This window comes from Arthrobacter cavernae (assembly GCF_017368795.1).
GTDB lineage: Bacteria > Actinomycetota > Actinomycetes > Actinomycetales > Micrococcaceae > Arthrobacter > Arthrobacter cavernae.
Map to the genome: position 1 here is coordinate 1 of NZ_JAFNLL010000060.1, position 17,537 is coordinate 17,537.

Sequence of the window (17,537 nt, forward strand, 5' to 3'; positions counted from 1 at the left end):
CACAAGCGCACGGTCTTGTCCCGACTGCCCGAGACGATCCGCCGTCCGTCCGGACTGAAGCCCACACTTAATACCGCATCTGTGTGTCCGGTCATCGGCTCCCCGGCGGGCCGGCCCGTGGCCGCGTCCCACACGCGCACCGTATTGTCACCACCGCCCGAGACGATCCGCCGTCCGTCCGGACTGAAGCCCCCACTTAATACCGCATCGGTGTGTCCGGTCATCGGCTCCCCGGCGGGCCGGCCCGTGGCCGCGTCCCACACGCGCACCGTATTGTCACCACCGCCGGAGACGATCCGCCGCCCGTCCGGGCTGAACGCGACGCTGTCCACAGAATCGGCAGTCTCTATGATCTCCTGCACGCCCCACAGCGTGCCCACCGCCTTCATCAGTGCTCCCTCGCCTTCTGCCGTTGGTCCAATTGCATGGGCGGCAAGGATTTGCTGGATCGCGCGCACATCACCTCCGGGGCGGTCCCTTGTGAGCATGGATTGGCCTTCGGCTACCAGCCGCCGGGCGGTGGCTTCTCGGGTCCGGGTGTCGGCCTCGCGCCGGGCGAGAGAGGTCTGAAAAAAACCGGCCACGGCAGCCACGGCGATCAGGACCGCAGCGGCCAGGACCACCTTGAGCACGCGGGAGCGTTTCCGCAGCGCTGCAGCGTGGGCCTCGGCTGCTTCCTGCTTCTCGCGGGCGGCCGTAAGCTCGGCTTCCTGCCGCAGTTTCTCGGCAGCGAGCCGGTCCTCTTCCCTCCGCCGCGAGGCGGCCAGGAACGGGCGGGCGCTATTGAGGCGGTCCCGGAAGCCGGGTTTCGCGGCCAACTCTTCCGCACTGTCCAACCTTTCGCCTTCGATCAGCCACGCCTCGTTGCGGCCGCTGTGTTCCCAGGCGGCCGTGGCGCGCTCGAGGTTGTCGGTCTCCTTGAGGTCCTCCCGCTCGGTGGTCAGCCAGGCGGCCAGCTCCTCCCATTGCCGCAGCAGGCTTTCCAGGGCCACTTCCACGACGGTTTCCCCGCCCCGTTCGTCTTTGACCAGCAGGCGCTTTTCCACCAGCGCCTCGATCAGCGGGCGGGCCCCGGCCGGAAGATCGACCAGGCGCGCGAGGCGGCGCATCGGCTGGTCATTGTCCGGGTTGATGGTCGCCAGCCAGGGGATGAATGCCGAGTGCAGGGCATTTAGCTGGGCCTGCCGTTCGTCCTGGTCGGCGGCCAGGATGCTGTCGATTTCGGTCTGCACCACCTGGGTCATTCCGCCCATCGCCTCATACCCGGCCAGCGTCAACTCCCCGGCCCCCCAGTAGTCCCGGTACAGCCGTGCCAGGGTCAGAGAGAGCAGCGGCAGGGTGTCCGCGCCTGGGCCGCAGTCGGCCAGCAGCCGGTCCACGAGCGTCGGCTCGACCGTCAGCGGCTGTCCGGCAGCGGCAGCCCGGGCGGCGGGACCGAGGATGACTTCCTTGAACCGGGCGGGCGGCATCGGTTTGAGCTCATCGAAGAGGACACTCTGCAGTCCCGCCAGTTCCGGTGCGGTCTGCAGCGCTTCGTACCGGTCCGCCCGGATCGTGCCGGCGACAATCATTCCCGGCGTGGTCCCGTCATCGCGGTGCAGCAGCCCGGCGAGCAGGTCGAGGAAACGGGCAGCCTGGGGCCCGGCGTCGGCGCTGAACAGTTCCTCGCCCTGATCCAGCGGCAGGACCAGGGTGGGCGGGGGCGTCCCGGCGCCCGCCTCGAGCAGCCGGCCGGCCGCGGTCTGTTGTGCCTCGGCCAGCCAAGCCCTCAGCCGGGCGGCATCGGCGCCCAGGCAGGCGGCCTTGATTTCCCCCAGGGTTGGCCGGTCCAGGCCCAGGCCGGTGCGCAGGCCATGAACCGCCGGGGCGAATCCCCGCTCCCCGGTGAGTGCGTTCCCTTCCGGGCGCATGATGTCCAGGACCAGGAAGTGCCGGTCGTCCCGCCGCAGCCGCGGCAGCAGGCCCGCCCGCAGGAATGAGGACTTGCCGGTACCGGAGGGCCCGAGGATCACGAAAAGCGACCTGATCCCGGAACTGCGCATCCCCCGCAGCGCGTCCAAGCCCCGGACGATCTGCCCGTCCCGGCCGAAAAACACCGCCGCGTCCGCTTCCTCCAGCGGTTCCCACCCCCGGTACGGTGCGCGGTCCGGATCATCCGGCGGCGGCCACACGAAGTGCTCGGCCCCGATCCCGGCCCGGTGCAGACCCCGGCGCAGCCGCTGCAGCCCCTCCGTGAGAAAGATGACGGGACCGCTCTGCCCGTCGACGGTAATCTCGGTGCCCGGACCCTCACCGAACAGGTCACAGCGCTGCCATTCCCCGGTGATTCCGCCGTCCGCCAGCGGCTCCAGCCGGGCACACAGGATCAGCTTGCCCAGGGTCTCCGCCGTCCGGAACTCGGTCCGGCATTCGGCCGATGCCTCCCAATGGTCCGAGAGCAGGCAGATCACGGCCTCACACCGCGCGTTCGAGCGCCGCAGCGCTTCCTTCCACCGCTCACCGGGCTGGATGCCCGTGACCGGGTCCAGATCCAGGAAAATCTCCTCGGCCAGTCCCGGATCCTGCCCTACCAGCCACCGCTTCAACGCGGTCGCCTCCCGGGCATCCCTGCTCGAATGACTCAAAAAGACACGCGCCATGGCCTCACCAGCCCGCACGACCGCCAGGACAGGCAACAAGCAAGGATCCGAACCCGACCACCATCACACCGCGAACACATCGTCTTCCCCGGCCGCCAACGGAGGTCGGCGGGACAAGGCTGCGGATCACGGCCGCCGAACACCTCTGGCCGGCACACAGCCGCACAGCGCCCAGCCGTGGAAGATGTGAAAATACTGCGTGTCACGGGCAGGCCGGTTATGGCGCCTGCAGCTTGTGGTGTCCGCCGGGCGCGGAGCGAAAGCCTGTACATGGTGTCCATGGTCCACCCGGGGGAACCACACTTTCAATGACCGCCGGCCCGTCTGGTTGGTTGTGACGCCCCCGGGATAGAGGTCAGCTCCGCTGACATCGCGGGCACATGGGTGGCTCATGGGCCGGAGGGGGAGACCCGGGCAGTTGGTGTTCCGGGCGGACGGTACCTATTCCGGGACGAACCTGCCGGACCATGTCTTCTACGTAAATGATGGAAATCCGAAATACGGTGGGCCGCCTGACTGGTTGTCACCTGACGCGATCTCTGGAACCTGGGAGGCCAAGTGGGACGCGGAAGTACGTCGAGCCTGGCTGGATGTATCCATCAAGGGGAGAGCCGCTTCCACGGTTATTGACGTTGAGGAGGGGGCCAAGGGTCAAGAGGGAGCCAGGGGTCGACAAATCGTTTGGTACATTGGCGATCCTGACGCCGATCTGAAGGTCTCCTTCACGAAAGACAAATGAGCTGACCACCCAAACCACGCGTCTTCTTTGAGGGCATGGTCAGCGTAGGCATGGGAGAGACGCCCTTCAAGGCCCTGGACACGGAAAGTGGCCAGGGCGTTGTCCTTCAGCTCAAGTTCTTGCTGGTGTGTAGTGGCGGTTAGGGGTGTGCCTGGTCGGCGGCGTGCTCTTGGTGGGCCTGTTCGATCGCGTCGGGGTGGGTTTGGTGTTTGGCGTGCTCGGCGAGGGCGCGGTAGATGCTGGCGGGGCTGGGGTTGTGGCCTTTGCGTTTGCCGGTCGGAATGATCAGGTGGGGGCGGATCTCCTCGATGGATTCGCCGTTGGCGCGGCGGCGGATCAGGGTGTGGAGCATGTCGTTGGTGATCACCGGGGGCCGGCCGCCGTGGCGGCCTTGGCGGGCGGCGGCGTTGAGGCCTTCGAGGGTGGCTTCGCGGATGTTCTCGCGTTCGGTTTCGGCCATTGCGGCGAAGAACCCGAACAGCATCCTCCCGGTTCCGGAGGGGTCGTAGATCCCGGCCAGGGGGCCGGCGAGCATTTCCAGGACGATGCCGTGGGCGGTGAGGTGGTCGGCCAGGGCGGTCAGTTCGGCGGAGTCCCGGCCCAGGCGCTTCATTTCGTAGACGGTGAGGATGACCCGGCAGTGCGGGGCGTGGGCTTTGATCTGCCGGCAGGTCTCCAGGGCGGCCTGGAACTGGGGCCGGACCCGGACCCGGCTGGAGACTTTCTCGGCGAAGATTTTCCCCCGGTCGATCCCGTGGTTTTCGAGGGCGTCGAGCTGGGACTGGAGTTCCTGGGTCAGGTGCGAGCAGCGGGCGTAGCCGACCCTGATGTCCGTCGCCGGGATGTCGGCCGCCACCGGTGCAGACGGCGGGGTGCCGGGACGCCAGAGCTGGCCCGGACCCCGGTCCGCCGGAGTGTTGACCCGCAGCTCTTTGGCCAGCCGCGGGACCTTCGCGAACCGGCCGGTGTGGTATGTGTCCGCGACCGTCCCGGCACGGGACCGGCACGGGGACCCTGCGTCGACCAAGCAGCGGGGGCAGGGATGGCGTTCAACCTCATCCGCATCGGACGGGGCGGTGTCCGGGGCGCTGCTCATGCCGGAATCTTCTCACAAACCACTCCCAGAATCCGCCCGGGCCATTTTAATGGGAGAAAGCGTTGTGGGAAGGATCCGGGCCCATGGGTGGTCCGCAGAGTAGTGCGGCCCAATTTTCGCAGAATGGGCCGTTTGCGAGAGGTGGCGTTCTCTTGAGGGGCGCGTGAGACACGCTCTTCGGCCTATTTGGTCCGGTGGGCGGCGGGGAATGTCTTAGTTCCGTGGATTCGGGACGTTTTAGGAATCTAACAAGCGGGCAGCTCCCTTTTTCATTTGCGCCATCCACCATCGCCGTACGCGAAAGGTACGTGCGCCAGGCTGGCCGGACCGGAGCGCTGTGTCACTTCCCCGTGACGATGCCAATCGCTAGGGCCAGGACAGCGGTGTTGTAGAAGCTCAGCACGCTGTGCACGGTGACGTGCCAGCGCATCTCTGGCGTGGTGACTTCGACGTCGGACACGGCGAAGGTAGTACCGATTGTGAATGCGAAATACAGCAGATCGATCTGGTGGGGTGTGCCGGTGTGGGGGAATTGCAGCCCCCTGCCGACGGAGTGATAGAGCGCGCCGTAGAAGCGGGCGTAGCCGGCATGGAATAGCACCCAAGCCAGCGTGATCGCGACGACGGCGAAAAAGTCGAGCACGTCGTGGTACTTATCCTGCGGGTTGGCGACCACCACGATGAGGGCAGCGCACATTCCTGTCAAGCTGGCCGCGGCAGTGAACAGGAAGCTGAACCGCCGGCCACCGAGGGTGCGCAGCAGCCAGGACGAGGATCTGTCGGGTGGCTGTTGAGGGGTGTCGTCGTACCGGCGGCGTCGGACCGCCAAGCCGCCCACGAACAGATATCCCAGAGCCAACCCGTCCCACAGGGCCAGGTAGTTCACATCGACGGCGGTGCCCGCGGAGTTGAGGAGGAACGCCACCCCGATAACGACCAGCGCCAGTTCGACTAGCCGGACGAGAAGTTTGTTGATCCGACGCCCCACCGATTCGGGACGGGGCATGGGAGAGGATGCATTCCGAATGTGTGCCATGAGTCCGAGCCGACTTCATCCGCGGCGCCAACGGGCAGGTAGAGTGGCTCCGCCTCAGCGGAAGACTCAACCGGAAACTTCCCGACCGAACCTGGAAGTCGACCTGCTGCTTTCGACGGCCGCGTCCTCAGAACCTCTCTGATCCGCCCGTTCTCAAGGGCCTTGATACTCATTTGATGGTGAATGGTGGAACGGTGACGTTGGCGACGCAGGAGGTGTCGTAGCCACCTGTGGGCTGATTGAGGAAGGAGATCATCGTAATACGGGCACACTCTGACGCGCCGATCACGCGGTGGCCCAGTCCAGGGAATACCAAAGTTTGGGATTTCGACAAACTACGAGCTGCCATTTCCGCCCACCGTGGCGGGGTAACACCGTCGAGACTACCGACCATTAACAGTGTGGGTATGTCGCTGTGTACTGGACTCCTCACGCTGGCGTCGGCTTGGCCGACATCCCAGATCTCACAGACGGAAAACAGATACGGTACTTGCGGCAGTAGCGAAAGTACTCGGTCGGGGAAGTCCGGCAGAGCGGCTTTGGCCATAGCATGAGCTTTCTGGCGGTTAGTGAAAGCTGAGGCCGCGTGCTCCCGGCAGAAGACTCCAAATTGCAAACCGTAGCCAACCAAACCGATCTCACTTGCTGAGGGTGCAATTCCCAGTATTGCCTTGGCTGCCGGTAGTCCGTCCCCGGCGGCGAGAGCATGCACTATAGCCGGTATATCCTCAAAGGTTCCTGGATTGATAGCCGTTCCTACGAGGAGGTCGGCGAGGCGGTAGCCGTCGATGACTACTGTGGTGGCTGGTTGGTTTTCTGTGGCGGGGACGTTGACTGTTAGTGGTTTTTGGTCGAGTTGTTGGACTGTAGTCATGAATTCGGTGCGTAGGTTCGGGTAGGCGCTGTTGCAGGCTGGTTGTGCAGCGCATGCGTCGAACAGGACCTGGTAGCCAGACGCTGCGTTAGGCCAAGGATCTTCCATGACGCTTGCTTGTGGCGGCAAAATGCTGGCAAGAACCATGCTGCGGATGCCTTGGGGGTGGTTGCGTGCTACCTGTAACGCTAAGTCGGTGCCGTAGGAGACGCCGTAGACGTTCCATTCTTTGATTCCTAGGGCGGTACGGAGATCGGCGATGTCGGCGGCATTTTCGGTGCTGTTGTAGGCGGAGAGGTCAATGCCAGCCTTGGCGAGACGGGTACGGCAGGTTTTAGTTGCTTCATCATTTTTGCGTACCGTGGCGGGGTCAGTGGCTACCCAGCTGACTGCGTCGTGGGCGAAGGTATCGATTTCGGGGCAGGTAAGCGAGGGATCGGTGTGTAACGTACCCCGCTGATTCACAAAAATGAAGTCACGATCAGCGTTGAGGCTCGGCTTAACCTGGGCAATAAGAGGAGCTAGTGCTGTAGCGCTGGCTCCTGGCCCGCCGGCGAGCCAGACGATGGGATCAGGCTGGGGTTGAGATGAGGTGGCTTTGAGCCGAGCTACGGCGATGCGGATGGTGCGTCCGTCAGGTTTGGTGCGGTTTTCGGGTACGGTCAGGTATCCGCAGGTAAATTCTGGACCCAGGTTGGCTTCTGGGGAGCCGGGTACGTTGGGGGTAGGGCAGGCGGCAGGGGCATAACTGGCGCGGCTGCTGGGTTTTTCCTCTTCCTTAGAAGTCCCACACCCGCCGCCAGCTGCCAGCAAGGCAACAATTATTGAACTACCCACTGCCCGGCTGACGTGCTTTCGGAAGGGTAAGACGATTGAACCCCTGACCGTCCCACGCATAATTCCCTCCTAATAGCGCCTAGATGCCCGTAACCGCGGCGAATCATTTAGTGGTGAATGGTGGAACAGTAACGTTGGCGACACAGGAGGTGTCGTAGCCACCTGCGGGCTGATTGAGGAAGGCGAGCATCGAAGTACGGGCGCATTCCGAGCCGTAGACCACGCCATGGCCAATGCCGGGAAATACTAGAGCCTTAGATCTTGATAATCCATTCGCCACCATAGTTGCCCACGCAGGTGGTGTAAGGCCGTCGAGACTACCGGACATGAGCAGCGTGGGTATGTCGCTGCGTACTGGGCTGTTCACACTGGCATCGGCTTTACCGACATCCCAGATCTTGCACGTGTTGAACAGATACGGCTTGTCCGTCAGCATCGACAGTACTCGGTCGGGGAAGTCCGGCAGAGCGGCTTTAGCAGCGGCTTGAGTCTTCTGCTGATCAGTGAAGGCCACGTGCTCCCGGCAGAAGACTCCAAATTGCAAACCGTAGCCGACTACGCCTACGGGGGGCAGGATACTTAACAGCGTCTTAGCCGCGGGCAGACCATCCCCGGCGGCAAGAGCACGCACCATGGCCGGTACGTCAAAGAGCCCCTTTCCGGAACCTCCAGATAGCGACTGCGTCAGGTCGGCGAGGCGGTAGCCGTCGATGACTACTGTGGTGGCTGGTTGGTTTTCTGCGGCGGGGACGTTGACTGTTAGTGGTTTTTGGTCGAGTTGTTGGACTGTAGTCATGAATTCGGTGCGTAGGTTCGGGTAGGCGCTGTTGCAGGCTGGTTGTGCAGCGCATGCGTCGAACAGGGCCTGGTAGCCAGCTGCTGCGTTAGGCCAGAAAGCCTGCTCTGCGATGTTCACCTGTGGTGGGAGAACAGAATCCAGTACCACACCGCGGATGCCCTGGGGGTGGTTGCGTGCTACCTGTAACGCTAAGTCGGTGCCGTAGGAGACACCGAAGACGTTCCATTCTTTGATACCTAGGGCGGTGCGGAGATCGGCGATGTCGGCGGCATTTTCGGTGCTGTTGTAGGCGGAGAGGTCAATGCCAGCCTTGGCGAGGCGGGTACGGCAGGCCTTAGTTGCTTCATCAGATTTCTGAGCCGCAACCGGGTCAATTAACCGCAAGCCTGGGGCCTCTCGAATGAAGGTGTCAACTTCAGGGCAGGCAAGCGAGGGATCGGTGTGTAACGTACCCCTCTGATCCACAAAAATGATCTCGCGATCGGTATTGAGGTTCATAGTGGCATAAGCAGGGGCCGTTGAGAGGGCGCTGGCTCCTGGTCCGCCGGCGAGCCAGACGATGGGATCGGGCTGGGGTTGAGATGAGGTGGCTTTGAGTCGAGCTACGGTGAGACGGATGGTGCGTCCGTCAGGTTTGGTGCGGTTTTCGGGTACGGTCAGGTATCCGCAGGTAAATTCTGGACCCAGGTTGGCTTCTGGGGAGCCGGGTACGTTGGGGGTAGGGCAGGCGGCAGGGGCATAACTGGCGCGGCTGCTGGGTTTTTTCTCTTCCTTAGAAGTCCCACACCCGCCGCCAGTCAGAAGCAGAGCGACCATTACTGAGCCTAGGACTACATGGCTTGTCGGGATTCGGGAGTAGGTGGCGCCGGTATCCCTGGTCGTTTCACGCACTATTCCTCCTCTGAGGTAGTGAATGCGCCTCCATGCTAAGCGAACCTTTCCCAAAAGGGAACATAATCCCAGTATCATGGCAATTCCACTCAAAGTGTGGTGGTTCCTCCATGCGGCCCGGGCTGCCCGGGCCTCGGCCCTCAGACGTGAGTGTTACACGTAGGATAATTAGCGCGTGGCTGTGAGTATCGGGGCTGGGGAGTCCCATTCTTATGGAAAAGGAGTTTCGAGATGGCCGCTGCCGCCGAACGACCAGACGCTGCTCGCGGGGGGCTGTTAGCCCGTTATCCGCTAGTCTCCTTCTTCCTTCTATCCTTTGTCTTCACGTGGGGATATATAGCGCTGCACTGGGCTCTGCAGCTACCCAAACCCATGTACGCACTGGCCGCCGCCGGGCCAACTGTCGCAGCCTTCCTCATATTAGCTGTGACCTCGGGAAAGCCCGGAGTGCTTCACTTGTTGCGCAGCTATGTGCACTGGCGAGTCGGTGTGCGATGGTACTTGGTAAGCCTGATCGGCGTTCAGGTTCTGATGTTGTTGGCTTTTGTGGTCGTGCCAGGGGGCCTTGCTGATTTTGCCGCTCCGGATTGGAGCTTTTTACCTTTCTACCTGGGTGAAGCTGCCTTCACTCTCTTGCTGGCCGGCGGTCCACTGCTAGAGGAAGGTGGGTGGCGTGGTTTCGCGCTACCCCGTTTGCAGCGGCTACACGGTCCTTTGATCGGAACCATCATCCTTGGGGCGCTCTGGAGTTTGTGGCACCTGCAGATCTTTGTTGGCCCATTGGCGATCACCGGACCCGATGCTACCTTCGTGGGCGTAAGCAGTGCTTTCGTTCTGTTCACAATCGCCTTAATAAGCTTTTCAATCATTATGACTTGGGTTTTAAATAACTGTGGTGGCAGCGTACTGCTGGCGATCTTGCTTCACTGGGCTTTCGACATGAGCCCCGCGTTCGTCCGGCTCTTTCCATCCACCACACCGTATTATGTCCCAGTTAGTTTTCAAGGCATGGGTATAGCCATTGTCTTTGGCATCGCGGCATTGGTCATCGTCGTTGCGACTCGGGGACAATTGGGCTACCAGCGCTACCAGCGTGAGGTGGAATTCCCTGCTACGGCCGAGACAGCCCGGTGAGCACTTTGCGTGTACTAATGAGAATGTGAGGGGCCGACTTATATGGAGGACAGCGGTTGTCGTGGTCGGGCTTGCTGGGGCTCAACTTGCTGCTCTGTTCCACACCGCCACCGCCGCGTCGTCGTGGCGTTTGGTGCGAGGGTAGCGGTCTCCATTAGAGCTTGACAGTCAATAGGAGCATCGCGTCCTCTGGACCACAACTTTATTGGTAGATATCCTTGCACCCATGCGGGACGACGGCAGCGCGAAGGAAGCGATGATGCGCGGCGGGCCTGACGCGGTGAAACGCCCGTCATCTGCTTGGCGTTGGATCCATCGTGCCGCACACAGCATGGCTAAACCTGCGGTCCTTTTGTTGCGTGCCTACGAAACCGAGTATGCGATCTATGGCACCGTGCTCGTCAGCGCTCTGATCGCCGTCGGATGGAAGTACCACACCAACCTGGAAGTTTTCTTGTTCACCTTGGGAACGATCGGCGTCTTCTGGTTGGCCCACATCTACTCTGGCGTGGTCGCAGGCACCCTATCAAAGGAACATCGCGGCAAGGCCATATGGATCGCGGTGCTAGCGTCCGCCCGGCATTCCGTTGGCATGGTGCTCGCGATGCTCGTGCCAGCCGTCTTTCTGCTGCTGGCAACCGTTGGCGTACTCGACGAGTACGTTGCTTACTACCTCGCTCTGTGGGTTGGCGTCGTTATTCTCGCGGTGTTGGGATACGCCAACGCCGCCAGACGTGGCAGCCACTGGTCTCTGCGTCTCCTCAATGCCGCCGCTACGTCGGTCCTGGGGTTGGGCATAATCTGGCTCAGTGCGCTCGTGCATTGACCCGGGTGCGACGCTGGGCCTCTGACGGCCACGGCCGTAGGCTGTCAGCATGGAATTCAACGATCTCCTGATCGATGCCTACGGCCGCGCTCAGGAGCGCGTGCACGCCATCCTCGAGGATCTGGCGCCCGGGCAGCTCGCCATGCGCCCCGGGGGAGGGGGCAACTCCATCGGCTGGTTGATCTGGCACCTGGCGCGCATCCAGGATGACCATATCGCCGACGTCGCCGGCACCGAGCAGCTCTGGACGGCGGAGGGCTGGGCGGGCAAGCTGGGGCTGCCCCTGGACGTGGCAGACACCGGCTACGGGCACAGCTCTACCCAGGTGGACCTGGTCCGCGTCAGCTCCGCCGGACTGCTCCGGGGCTATTTCGACGCCGTGCACGAAGGCACCGTCCGCTACCTGCGCGGGCTGGGCGAAGCCGACCTGGACCGGATCGTCGACACCCGCTGGAACCCGCCTGTGACGCTGGGCGTCCGGCTGGTCAGCGTTGTCGACGATTGCCTCGAACACTGCGGCCAGGCCGCCTACGTCAAGGGGATGCTGCGGCGGGGCGAAGCCTAGGCCAGCCGTCCCCGGGGAATCATGTCAAGATGCCCGCGTAGCTTTCTTCGAAGAATCATTTGATTGTGCCCGGATTACCGGCTTGGCCGGCGGTCCTTGTTTCGTGGTGGTCAGGGTCAGCAGTTCAGCAGTGAGGGCCTGGATCCGGCGCTGGATGGCGGCGGGGTTCAGCAGCTTGTTCTCCCGGGCGAGCCTGGCCTTGGCCGCCGTCGTCACGGCGCCGGCTTCGGCGAGGACCCGTTGGAACGGCGTGGCGGGGGTGTCGTATTTCTTGAGGACCTTCGCGCCGGTGCGCTGCTTGGAGATGAGTTTGGTCTGGGGTGCGAAGTGGTTGGTCAGCAGGCGCTGGAGATCCCACATCCGGTTGAGCAGCTCCAGTTCCGCGGGGGTGTCGTAGCGGTGGTAGCCGACGGTCTGGCGGACCACGTGCCAGTTCTTCTGCTCCACGTGCGCCCCGTCGTTCTTGTTCCCGGGCCGGGACCGGGTGAACGTCAGTTCCTGCGCCTGGCACCAGCGCAGCAGGTGCCCGTTGATGAACTCGTACCGATATGGAACTGCCCGTCAGGCGGGGTCGGGGAGTTCTGGTCCGTTGTTCCTGACGGAGTTGACGCGGTCGCTGACGACGCGGGGTGTGAGGACCGGTTCGGGGATGGCGTCCAGGAGCTGCTGGATGTCGGCCGTGTTGGTGGTTTCGGGGTCGAGCCAGTCGGCGTACATGTCGCGGGGCACGATGAGCGGGGCGCGGTCGTGGATGTGTCCCAGGGAGTCCTGGGCGGTGGTGGTCAGGATGGTGCAGCTGAGCAGCCACTTGTTCTCGTGGTCCTCGGGCAGGTCCGGGTCCGGCCAGAACTCGTACAGGCCGGCGAAGCTCAGGAGCTCGTCGGTCTCGGAGTGCAGGTAGGTGGGGATCTTTTTGCCGTCCGGGGCCTTCTCCCATTCGAAGTAGCCCTCAGCCGGCATCAGTGCCCGTCGCTTGACCGCAGCCTTCCGGAAGGAAGGTTTCTCCAGGACAGTTTCGCTCCTGGCGTTGATCAGCCGGGAGCCGATCTTGACGTCCTTCGCCCAGGACGGGACCAGTCCCCAGCGGGCCGTCAGCAGCCGGCGTTCCAGAACGTCCTCGGAGAGTTTCTCGGTCACGATCGGCACGTTCTGTGTCGGGGCGACGTTCCAGGACGGCCCGGGCTCGCTGCCCACGGCCTCCACGGCGTCGTAATAGGCCAGCAGGTCACCGGTGGCCCGGCTCATGACATAGCGTCCGCACATGCGATCATTCTGCACCATGGCCGGGGAATAGCCTTGCCCTGGTGTACGTTGCAGCTGCACCAGTCAACACCCGAGAAATGAGACAACACCAGGTGGCCACCGATTACGACGAACTCCGCTCCGACGTCGCGGAATCCCAGAACACCTCGCTGCGGGCGGTGCAGTCGGCCAACGCCCCGGACGCCCGCAGCGTTGTGCGCGAACTGGAGGAGGCCGATGCCTTCGAAGGCAGCGAGCTGCCCGGCGGCGAATTCATCGCCGAGGAGCTCACCTTCGCGGTGATCCCGCAAAAGGACGACGAGTTCACCTGCTACTCCTGCTTCCTGGTCCGTCACCGCTCCCAGCTTGCCCACGAGCGGGACGGCCGCGCCTACTGCGTGGAGTGCGAGGGCTGATCCTCCTCCGTCCGGGGCCAGTCCAAGGGCCGCGGTCAGCTGCCCGGCGTCGGGCAGGCTGAAACGCGCGTGGGATATGTCCCCGATCTGTGTCCTGCATCCGGCCACGAGCCAGACGGCGTCTCAAGAAGCTGCGAACGAATTGTCCAAGGAGCTTTGGACAATTGCCGGCTCCGGCCAGATCAGCCAACATGCCGTCTTCTCCCCGAATTGTCCAGAGCGCTTTGGACGATTCCCGACGGCGCCAGGCGCGATCCCGTCAGAGCCAGCAGCTAGGGTGGTTGCGTGTCCAAAATCGAGCCTGACCTGCCCAGCGGCTACCCCATAATCCTCGCGTCCCTGAAGGAACTCGTTGCATCGGCGCAGCTGCGCGCCCAGCACGCGGCAAGCACTGCGATGGTCGAAATGTATTGGGCAATCGGGGCTACGATCCTGGAACGCCAGAGCCAGGAGCCGTGGGGGAGCAAAGTCCTGCAGCGACTTGCGGCAGACCTCAAGACTGCCTTCCCGCACATGCGCGGCTTCTCCCGCTCCAACCTGTTCTACATGCGCGCCTTCGCTGCTGCTTGGGACTGGTCAGAAGCACCGGTCCGTGGCAGGGCGGGCGCACTGCCATGGGGTCACATCATCGAACTGCTCAAGCTGAAGGATCCCGTAGTCCGGGACTGGTACGCGGGGCAGGCTGTCGAGCAAAACTGGAAGCTTCAGGTTCTCGAGCACCAAATCTCGACCGGTCTCCATCGGCGGCTCGGGGCCGCCCCGAACAACCTCGAAGCGCGTCTGCCTTCGGATGGCGCTGAATTGGCCCGGAACGTCGCCAAGGACCCCTTGGTTCTGGATTTCCTTGGACTCACGACCGAGGCCGAGGAAATGGCCATAGAAGAGGCCATGACGCAGCGCATGTCCCAGACTCTGGCAGAGTTTGGCCGCGGCTTCGCGTTTTACGGACGCCAGTTCCATCTCGATGTGGAGGGCGAAGACTTCTACATCGATCTCCTGCTTGTTCACGTACCGACGAACCGCTTCGTCGTTGTGGAGCTGAAGTCAGGAAAGTTCCGCCCGGAGCATCTGGGACAGTTGAACTTCTACGTTTCTGCCGTTAACGACCTCGTGAAGTTCCCGGGGATGGCTCCGACGGTGGGGATCCTCGTTTGCGGCTCCAAGCACGACCCAACGGTCCGTTATGCACTCGACGGCTCCTCGCAACCCATCGCTGTTGCGTCGTATACCTACGACACCCTTCCGCCGAAGGAGCGGGAAGCGCTGCCGTCTCCCGCAGCAATCACAGCGGCGCTGGAGCAGGGAACGGTAGGAGAGTCAGGCGAACCAGAGTGAGGCAGGGATCGACTTTGACGCCGCCGCGCTGACGGAACGCCCGGCCGCGACGCCTGGCTCAGGCCGCCACCGACTGGCCTGTGCTGTGTCGATCTGGCCCTGGCCGACCGAAACGTGGTGTCGTTAGAGCTCGCGCAGCGCCGAATCCGGCAGGCTCAGACTTGTGGCCCGCAACAAAGCGCAGTCGGTCGCGCAGCTGCTCGACGTGGAAGAAGAGCAGATCGATGCCTGGGCCCATCTCCCGCAGGGTGTCCGTGATGCGGTCCATGAGCGCCTGCTCGAGATCACGTTCGGCAACTTCCGGAGAGGCCGAGGAGTTCGAAGTTGTAGGGGTCCTTGGCGACCTGCTGGGCCAGTTCCGAGTCTTGCGCGGCAAGCTGTTGCGCAAGGTTCGACGGCGCGGCGCCGGTCCGTTCCAGGGTTTTGTTCATGATCATGTGCAGCAGCATGTTCCGGGACCAGCCGTATTCGACGGCGGCGGCCGCGTACCAGTCCCGGGATTCTTGCTCCGGGATCTTGTCCAGGAGCACCATGATGTGGCCCCACGGCAATTGCGCAACAGCTGTTGCGCAACCGGTCCGGCCTCCCAGGTGCGGGCAAAGGTGGTCATGTATTGGAGGTTGCGGGCCGAGAATCCCTTCATGTCCGGGAATTCGGCACGCGGGTCCTCCGCGAGCCTCTTGATGACGCCGCTTCCCAGCCTTGCCGTTCCTGCTGGTCCAGGACGCGGTGGGCCGATTGACCAGTAGAGCTCGATCAGCTGGGTGTTGACCGTGCGCAGGGCCTTGGCCCGGGCCGTGCGGACCTGGCCCTTCAAGTCCCCGAGCAGTTCGCTGTAGCCGGTGGGAAGGGACAGGCCGCGCGGTTCAGTCATGGGTTCCATCCTGGAGACCAGGCGAGGGAGCAACCTTGATGCGCGTTGCCTGGGATCGAACCGTCCCGGCAAGACCAGAAGCCGCAAGACCGGAAGCCGGCCGTGCCGGCTCCACACCACGCAAGGGCGCTGTGCCCGGCTTAGAGTGTTTGGGTGAAGACCGACGAGCTGGCGAAGGAACTGGCCGCCGCGGCCGGGTTGGATCCTGCAGGTGAGCGGTTCCTGATGTATCTGGCCGGGGTGCCGGCCCGGAGGATGGCCGAGCTGGCGGGCGTGCATCCGAACGCGGTCCATGGCGTCCTGCGCCCGTACATCGTTGCCGTGCCGGGCTTGAAGGAGCTCCACCAGAGCCGGGTTCCCGGGCCCCGGCCGGAGCACGACGTCCCACGCCAGTGGCTGGAACGCTTGGAAGGCGTCTTGGCCCACCTGAGTGAGCACGGTGAGCTGCCGTACGACAACCACAAGACCTCCGAAGGGGCCGCGCTCGGCCGCTGGCTGACCACCCAGCGCAGGCACCTTCGCCGCGGGGCCCTCAGCCCGCAGCAGATCGAGCTCCTGGACCACCTGCGGGGGTGGCGGGCGACCCGGAGGTGGTCCCAGACCCGGGACCGGAATGACCTCAGGGTCACGCAGCTCGCAGCCTTCCGCCTCGAGCACGGCCGCTGGCCATCGCACAAAGCCGCAGATCCCGAAGAGCGGCTGATCGGGGTCTGGCTCCATGGCCGCCGGCAAGCGGCCGCCAACGGAGCCCTGGCCGTGGACCTGCACGAGCGGCTGGACGCCGAAACACCGGGGTGGCGGGGCCGGCAATTCCCTGCCCGGAAGCAGCTCTAGCGTCCGAGGCACCGGGTCGCCGGCGGATCATCCTGCGTCGCGGACCGGGCGTGGAACCGCCGAGGGAGCGCGTGTACGGCGCGGGCCGGCGGGAGCAAGTCAGCGCTGCGGGAGACGGCTGACACGAAGTGCGGCTTGCACCCAATGGTGGACAGCTTTGAGCTGTGCGGAGGGCTCCACCTGCCCACAGTGGGCACAACCCGTTTCACTGCCCTGGTCTCCGCTGCGCTGCAACCAGGTATCGGGCGTCCGCTGCGCGGCCGCTGTGGGGCCAGTACGTGCCGTCGCCCTTTGGCCCATTGGGTCTATTAGGGGGAATAGAGCTTCAGGTGTCATACCCAGCTGATAGGAAAGAGACATGTTTCAAAAGCCACCAAACAGCGACCTTGAAAACTTCACGCACAGCGCCCAGGACTTGGCCCGGGCGGTCATGGCCAGCAAGTACCTGACCTTGGAGATGCATTTCGGTCTGGAAGGCTTCATCGCACGCGATCCCGAGGGCGTTCGTATTCTCACAGCCGACGTCGCCGTGCGGACGGACAAGAAGACTGGGAAGCGCACGGGAGCTTTGGAGCGGTTGCGTGAGCTGCGCACGGAGCCGGGGTCCCCAATGCCACTCTCGGTGTACCTCGCAAAACTCACCGTCAAGCAATACGACGACGAACGCGACGGACTGGCAACGAAACCGTATTTCTTCCGGGATCGCCCACTGCCACGGAAATCCGACGCCACCGAGGGCCACTCATGACCAGTACAACCAGGGAACGCTTCCAGGACATTGCCCTCGCCGCGCTAGTCATCTTCAACGTCTGCGCAGCATTCCTAGTGGCGACCAACCCCTTCTCAGCAGCTGCCTTCATCGGCTCAGCCATCATTTGCCTCGCCGTTCTCGTCTCCACGGCGCTAATTGGGAAGAACCCGAAGGTGTGGGAGCCGCGGATCGGACCCAACCGGGGCCGGAGAATTCTCTATGCCGTAGTTGTCGTCGTCGCTGTCCTGTTCATACTCGGACTCACCTTCTGAGGCTGGCGAACGTCAAGGCGGATCGGGCTGCACGAGCGCGGCGGGTTGCACCCAATGGTGGACAGCTTTGAGCTGTGCGGAGGGCTCCACCTGCCACAGTGGGCACAACCCGTTCACGGCCCTGGTCTCCGCTGCGCTGCAACCAGGTATCGGGCGTCCGCTGCGCGGCCGGCTGGTGGGGCCAGTGCGCGCCGTCGCAGGGCTCCGGACACCCTGGCCCTGTGTGTCTACGACGACGTTTTTTGGCTGCTGTCCTCCGGATCATACGTGCCCGCTCCACCCCGTCTAGCCCCTCCTGCGTCGGGGCCTGCGGTGCCGGATCTTTCCCTGCGGCGCTCGTGCCTCGCTGATTTCCTCCGGGAAATCTCCCGTCCCTT

General features: G+C 63.6%; 15 protein-coding genes and 1 pseudogene. 8 read left to right on the plus strand and 8 right to left on the minus strand.

Going from position 1 to position 17,537, the window contains the following annotated elements:
- The 5 genes from J1902_RS17885 to J1902_RS17905 all read right to left on the minus strand — a co-directional run.
- Nucleotides 1-2,585: nSTAND1 domain-containing NTPase (locus J1902_RS17885; RefSeq protein ID WP_242702181.1), on the minus strand; the 2,585-nt coding region annotated here is incomplete at its 3' end.
- A 932-nt stretch (nucleotides 2,586-3,517) separates the two neighbouring features.
- Nucleotides 3,518-4,474, minus strand: a complete 957-nt coding sequence (locus tag J1902_RS17890) for a recombinase family protein (RefSeq protein ID WP_207617736.1) — start codon at nucleotides 4,472-4,474, stop codon at nucleotides 3,518-3,520.
- A gap of 340 nt (nucleotides 4,475-4,814) precedes the next feature.
- Nucleotides 4,815-5,480, minus strand: coding sequence for a DUF1345 domain-containing protein (locus J1902_RS17895; protein WP_207617737.1), 666 nt, complete (start codon nucleotides 5,478-5,480; stop codon nucleotides 4,815-4,817).
- 199 nt (nucleotides 5,481-5,679) lie between these two features.
- Nucleotides 5,680-7,197, minus strand: coding sequence for an alpha/beta fold hydrolase (locus J1902_RS17900; RefSeq protein WP_207617738.1), 1,518 nt, complete (start codon nucleotides 7,195-7,197; stop codon nucleotides 5,680-5,682).
- Between the two features lie 127 nt (nucleotides 7,198-7,324).
- Nucleotides 7,325-8,836, minus strand: a complete 1,512-nt coding sequence (locus J1902_RS17905) for an alpha/beta fold hydrolase (protein WP_207617739.1) — start codon at nucleotides 8,834-8,836, stop codon at nucleotides 7,325-7,327.
- A gap of 306 nt (nucleotides 8,837-9,142) precedes the next feature.
- Here J1902_RS17905 and J1902_RS17910 point away from each other — a divergent pair, with 306 nt between their 5' ends.
- The 3 genes from J1902_RS17910 to J1902_RS17920 all read left to right on the plus strand — a co-directional run bounded on the left by J1902_RS17910 (nucleotide 9,143) and on the right by J1902_RS17920 (nucleotide 11,436).
- Complete coding sequence (locus J1902_RS17910) at nucleotides 9,143-10,045, plus strand: CPBP family intramembrane glutamic endopeptidase (RefSeq protein WP_207617740.1); 903 nt, start codon at nucleotides 9,143-9,145, stop codon at nucleotides 10,043-10,045.
- Between the two features lie 226 nt (nucleotides 10,046-10,271).
- Nucleotides 10,272-10,871 carry a hypothetical protein gene (locus tag J1902_RS17915; protein ID WP_207617741.1) on the plus strand — a complete coding sequence of 200 codons (600 nt, stop codon included), beginning with the start codon at nucleotides 10,272-10,274 and terminating at the stop codon, nucleotides 10,869-10,871.
- A gap of 49 nt (nucleotides 10,872-10,920) precedes the next feature.
- On the plus strand, nucleotides 10,921-11,436 hold the full coding sequence (locus J1902_RS17920) for a mycothiol transferase (RefSeq protein ID WP_207617742.1): 516 nt from the start codon (nucleotides 10,921-10,923) through the stop codon (nucleotides 11,434-11,436).
- A 24-nt stretch (nucleotides 11,437-11,460) separates the two neighbouring features.
- Here the strand turns inward: J1902_RS17920 and J1902_RS17925 are convergent, their stop codons facing one another.
- Together J1902_RS17925 and J1902_RS17930 are read right to left on the minus strand one after the other, a co-directional pair.
- Nucleotides 11,461-11,883, minus strand: a complete 423-nt coding sequence (locus J1902_RS17925) for a hypothetical protein (RefSeq protein WP_207617743.1) — start codon at nucleotides 11,881-11,883, stop codon at nucleotides 11,461-11,463.
- 114 nt (nucleotides 11,884-11,997) lie between these two features.
- Nucleotides 11,998-12,717: an SOS response-associated peptidase gene (locus tag J1902_RS17930; protein WP_278253668.1), complete on the minus strand. Its 720-nt coding sequence runs from the start codon at nucleotides 12,715-12,717 to the stop codon at nucleotides 11,998-12,000.
- A gap of 74 nt (nucleotides 12,718-12,791) precedes the next feature.
- Between J1902_RS17930 and J1902_RS17935 the strand changes: the two genes are divergently transcribed.
- Both J1902_RS17935 and J1902_RS17940 read left to right on the plus strand, forming a co-directional pair.
- On the plus strand, nucleotides 12,792-13,094 hold the full coding sequence (locus J1902_RS17935) for a DUF4193 domain-containing protein (RefSeq protein ID WP_207617749.1): 303 nt from the start codon (nucleotides 12,792-12,794) through the stop codon (nucleotides 13,092-13,094).
- A gap of 285 nt (nucleotides 13,095-13,379) precedes the next feature.
- A complete protein-coding gene (locus J1902_RS17940) occupies nucleotides 13,380-14,429 on the plus strand; it encodes a PDDEXK nuclease domain-containing protein (RefSeq protein WP_207617744.1) in 1,050 nt (349 codons plus the stop codon).
- A gap of 284 nt (nucleotides 14,430-14,713) precedes the next feature.
- On the opposite strand, the pseudogene J1902_RS19510 reads toward J1902_RS17940, so the two are convergent.
- Nucleotides 14,714-15,312, minus strand: a pseudogene (locus tag J1902_RS19510) (DUF1016 N-terminal domain-containing protein).
- Between the two features lie 144 nt (nucleotides 15,313-15,456).
- Here J1902_RS19510 and J1902_RS17950 point away from each other — a divergent pair.
- The 3 genes from J1902_RS17950 (at nucleotide 15,457) to J1902_RS17960 (ending at nucleotide 17,160) form a co-directional block, all read left to right on the plus strand.
- A complete protein-coding gene (locus J1902_RS17950; RefSeq protein ID WP_207617745.1) occupies nucleotides 15,457-16,137 on the plus strand; it encodes a helicase associated domain-containing protein in 681 nt (226 codons plus the stop codon).
- A gap of 358 nt (nucleotides 16,138-16,495) precedes the next feature.
- Nucleotides 16,496-16,885 (plus strand): hypothetical protein, encoded by a 390-nt coding sequence (locus J1902_RS17955; RefSeq protein ID WP_207617746.1) that lies wholly within the window; start codon nucleotides 16,496-16,498, stop codon nucleotides 16,883-16,885.
- Nucleotides 16,882-17,160: a hypothetical protein gene (locus J1902_RS17960; protein ID WP_207617747.1), complete on the plus strand. Its 279-nt coding sequence runs from the start codon at nucleotides 16,882-16,884 to the stop codon at nucleotides 17,158-17,160. Before J1902_RS17955 ends, J1902_RS17960 begins: the two co-directional genes overlap by 4 nt.
- Nucleotides 17,161-17,537 lie beyond the last annotated feature (377 nt).

What these genes read in the sequence shown, in the direction of transcription:
- J1902_RS17890 (WP_207617736.1), bottom strand. Translation starts at nt 4,474, where the DNA reads ATGAGCAGCGCCCCGGACACCGCCCCGTCCGATGCGGATGAGGTTGAA.
- J1902_RS17895 (WP_207617737.1), bottom strand. Translation starts at nt 5,480, where the DNA reads ATGCCCCGTCCCGAATCGGTGGGGCGTCGGATCAACAAACTTCTCGTC.
- J1902_RS17905 (WP_207617739.1), bottom strand. Translation starts at nt 8,836, where the DNA reads ATGGTCGCTCTGCTTCTGACTGGCGGCGGGTGTGGGACTTCTAAGGAA.
- J1902_RS17910 (WP_207617740.1), top strand. Translation starts at nt 9,143, where the DNA reads ATGGCCGCTGCCGCCGAACGACCAGACGCTGCTCGCGGGGGGCTGTTA.
- J1902_RS17915 (WP_207617741.1), top strand. Translation starts at nt 10,272, where the DNA reads ATGCGGGACGACGGCAGCGCGAAGGAAGCGATGATGCGCGGCGGGCCT.
- J1902_RS17920 (WP_207617742.1), top strand. Translation starts at nt 10,921, where the DNA reads ATGGAATTCAACGATCTCCTGATCGATGCCTACGGCCGCGCTCAGGAG.
- J1902_RS17930 (WP_278253668.1), bottom strand. Translation starts at nt 12,717, where the DNA reads ATGGTGCAGAATGATCGCATGTGCGGACGCTATGTCATGAGCCGGGCC.
- J1902_RS17955 (WP_207617746.1), top strand. Translation starts at nt 16,496, where the DNA reads ATGTTTCAAAAGCCACCAAACAGCGACCTTGAAAACTTCACGCACAGC.
- J1902_RS17960 (WP_207617747.1), top strand. Translation starts at nt 16,882, where the DNA reads ATGACCAGTACAACCAGGGAACGCTTCCAGGACATTGCCCTCGCCGCG.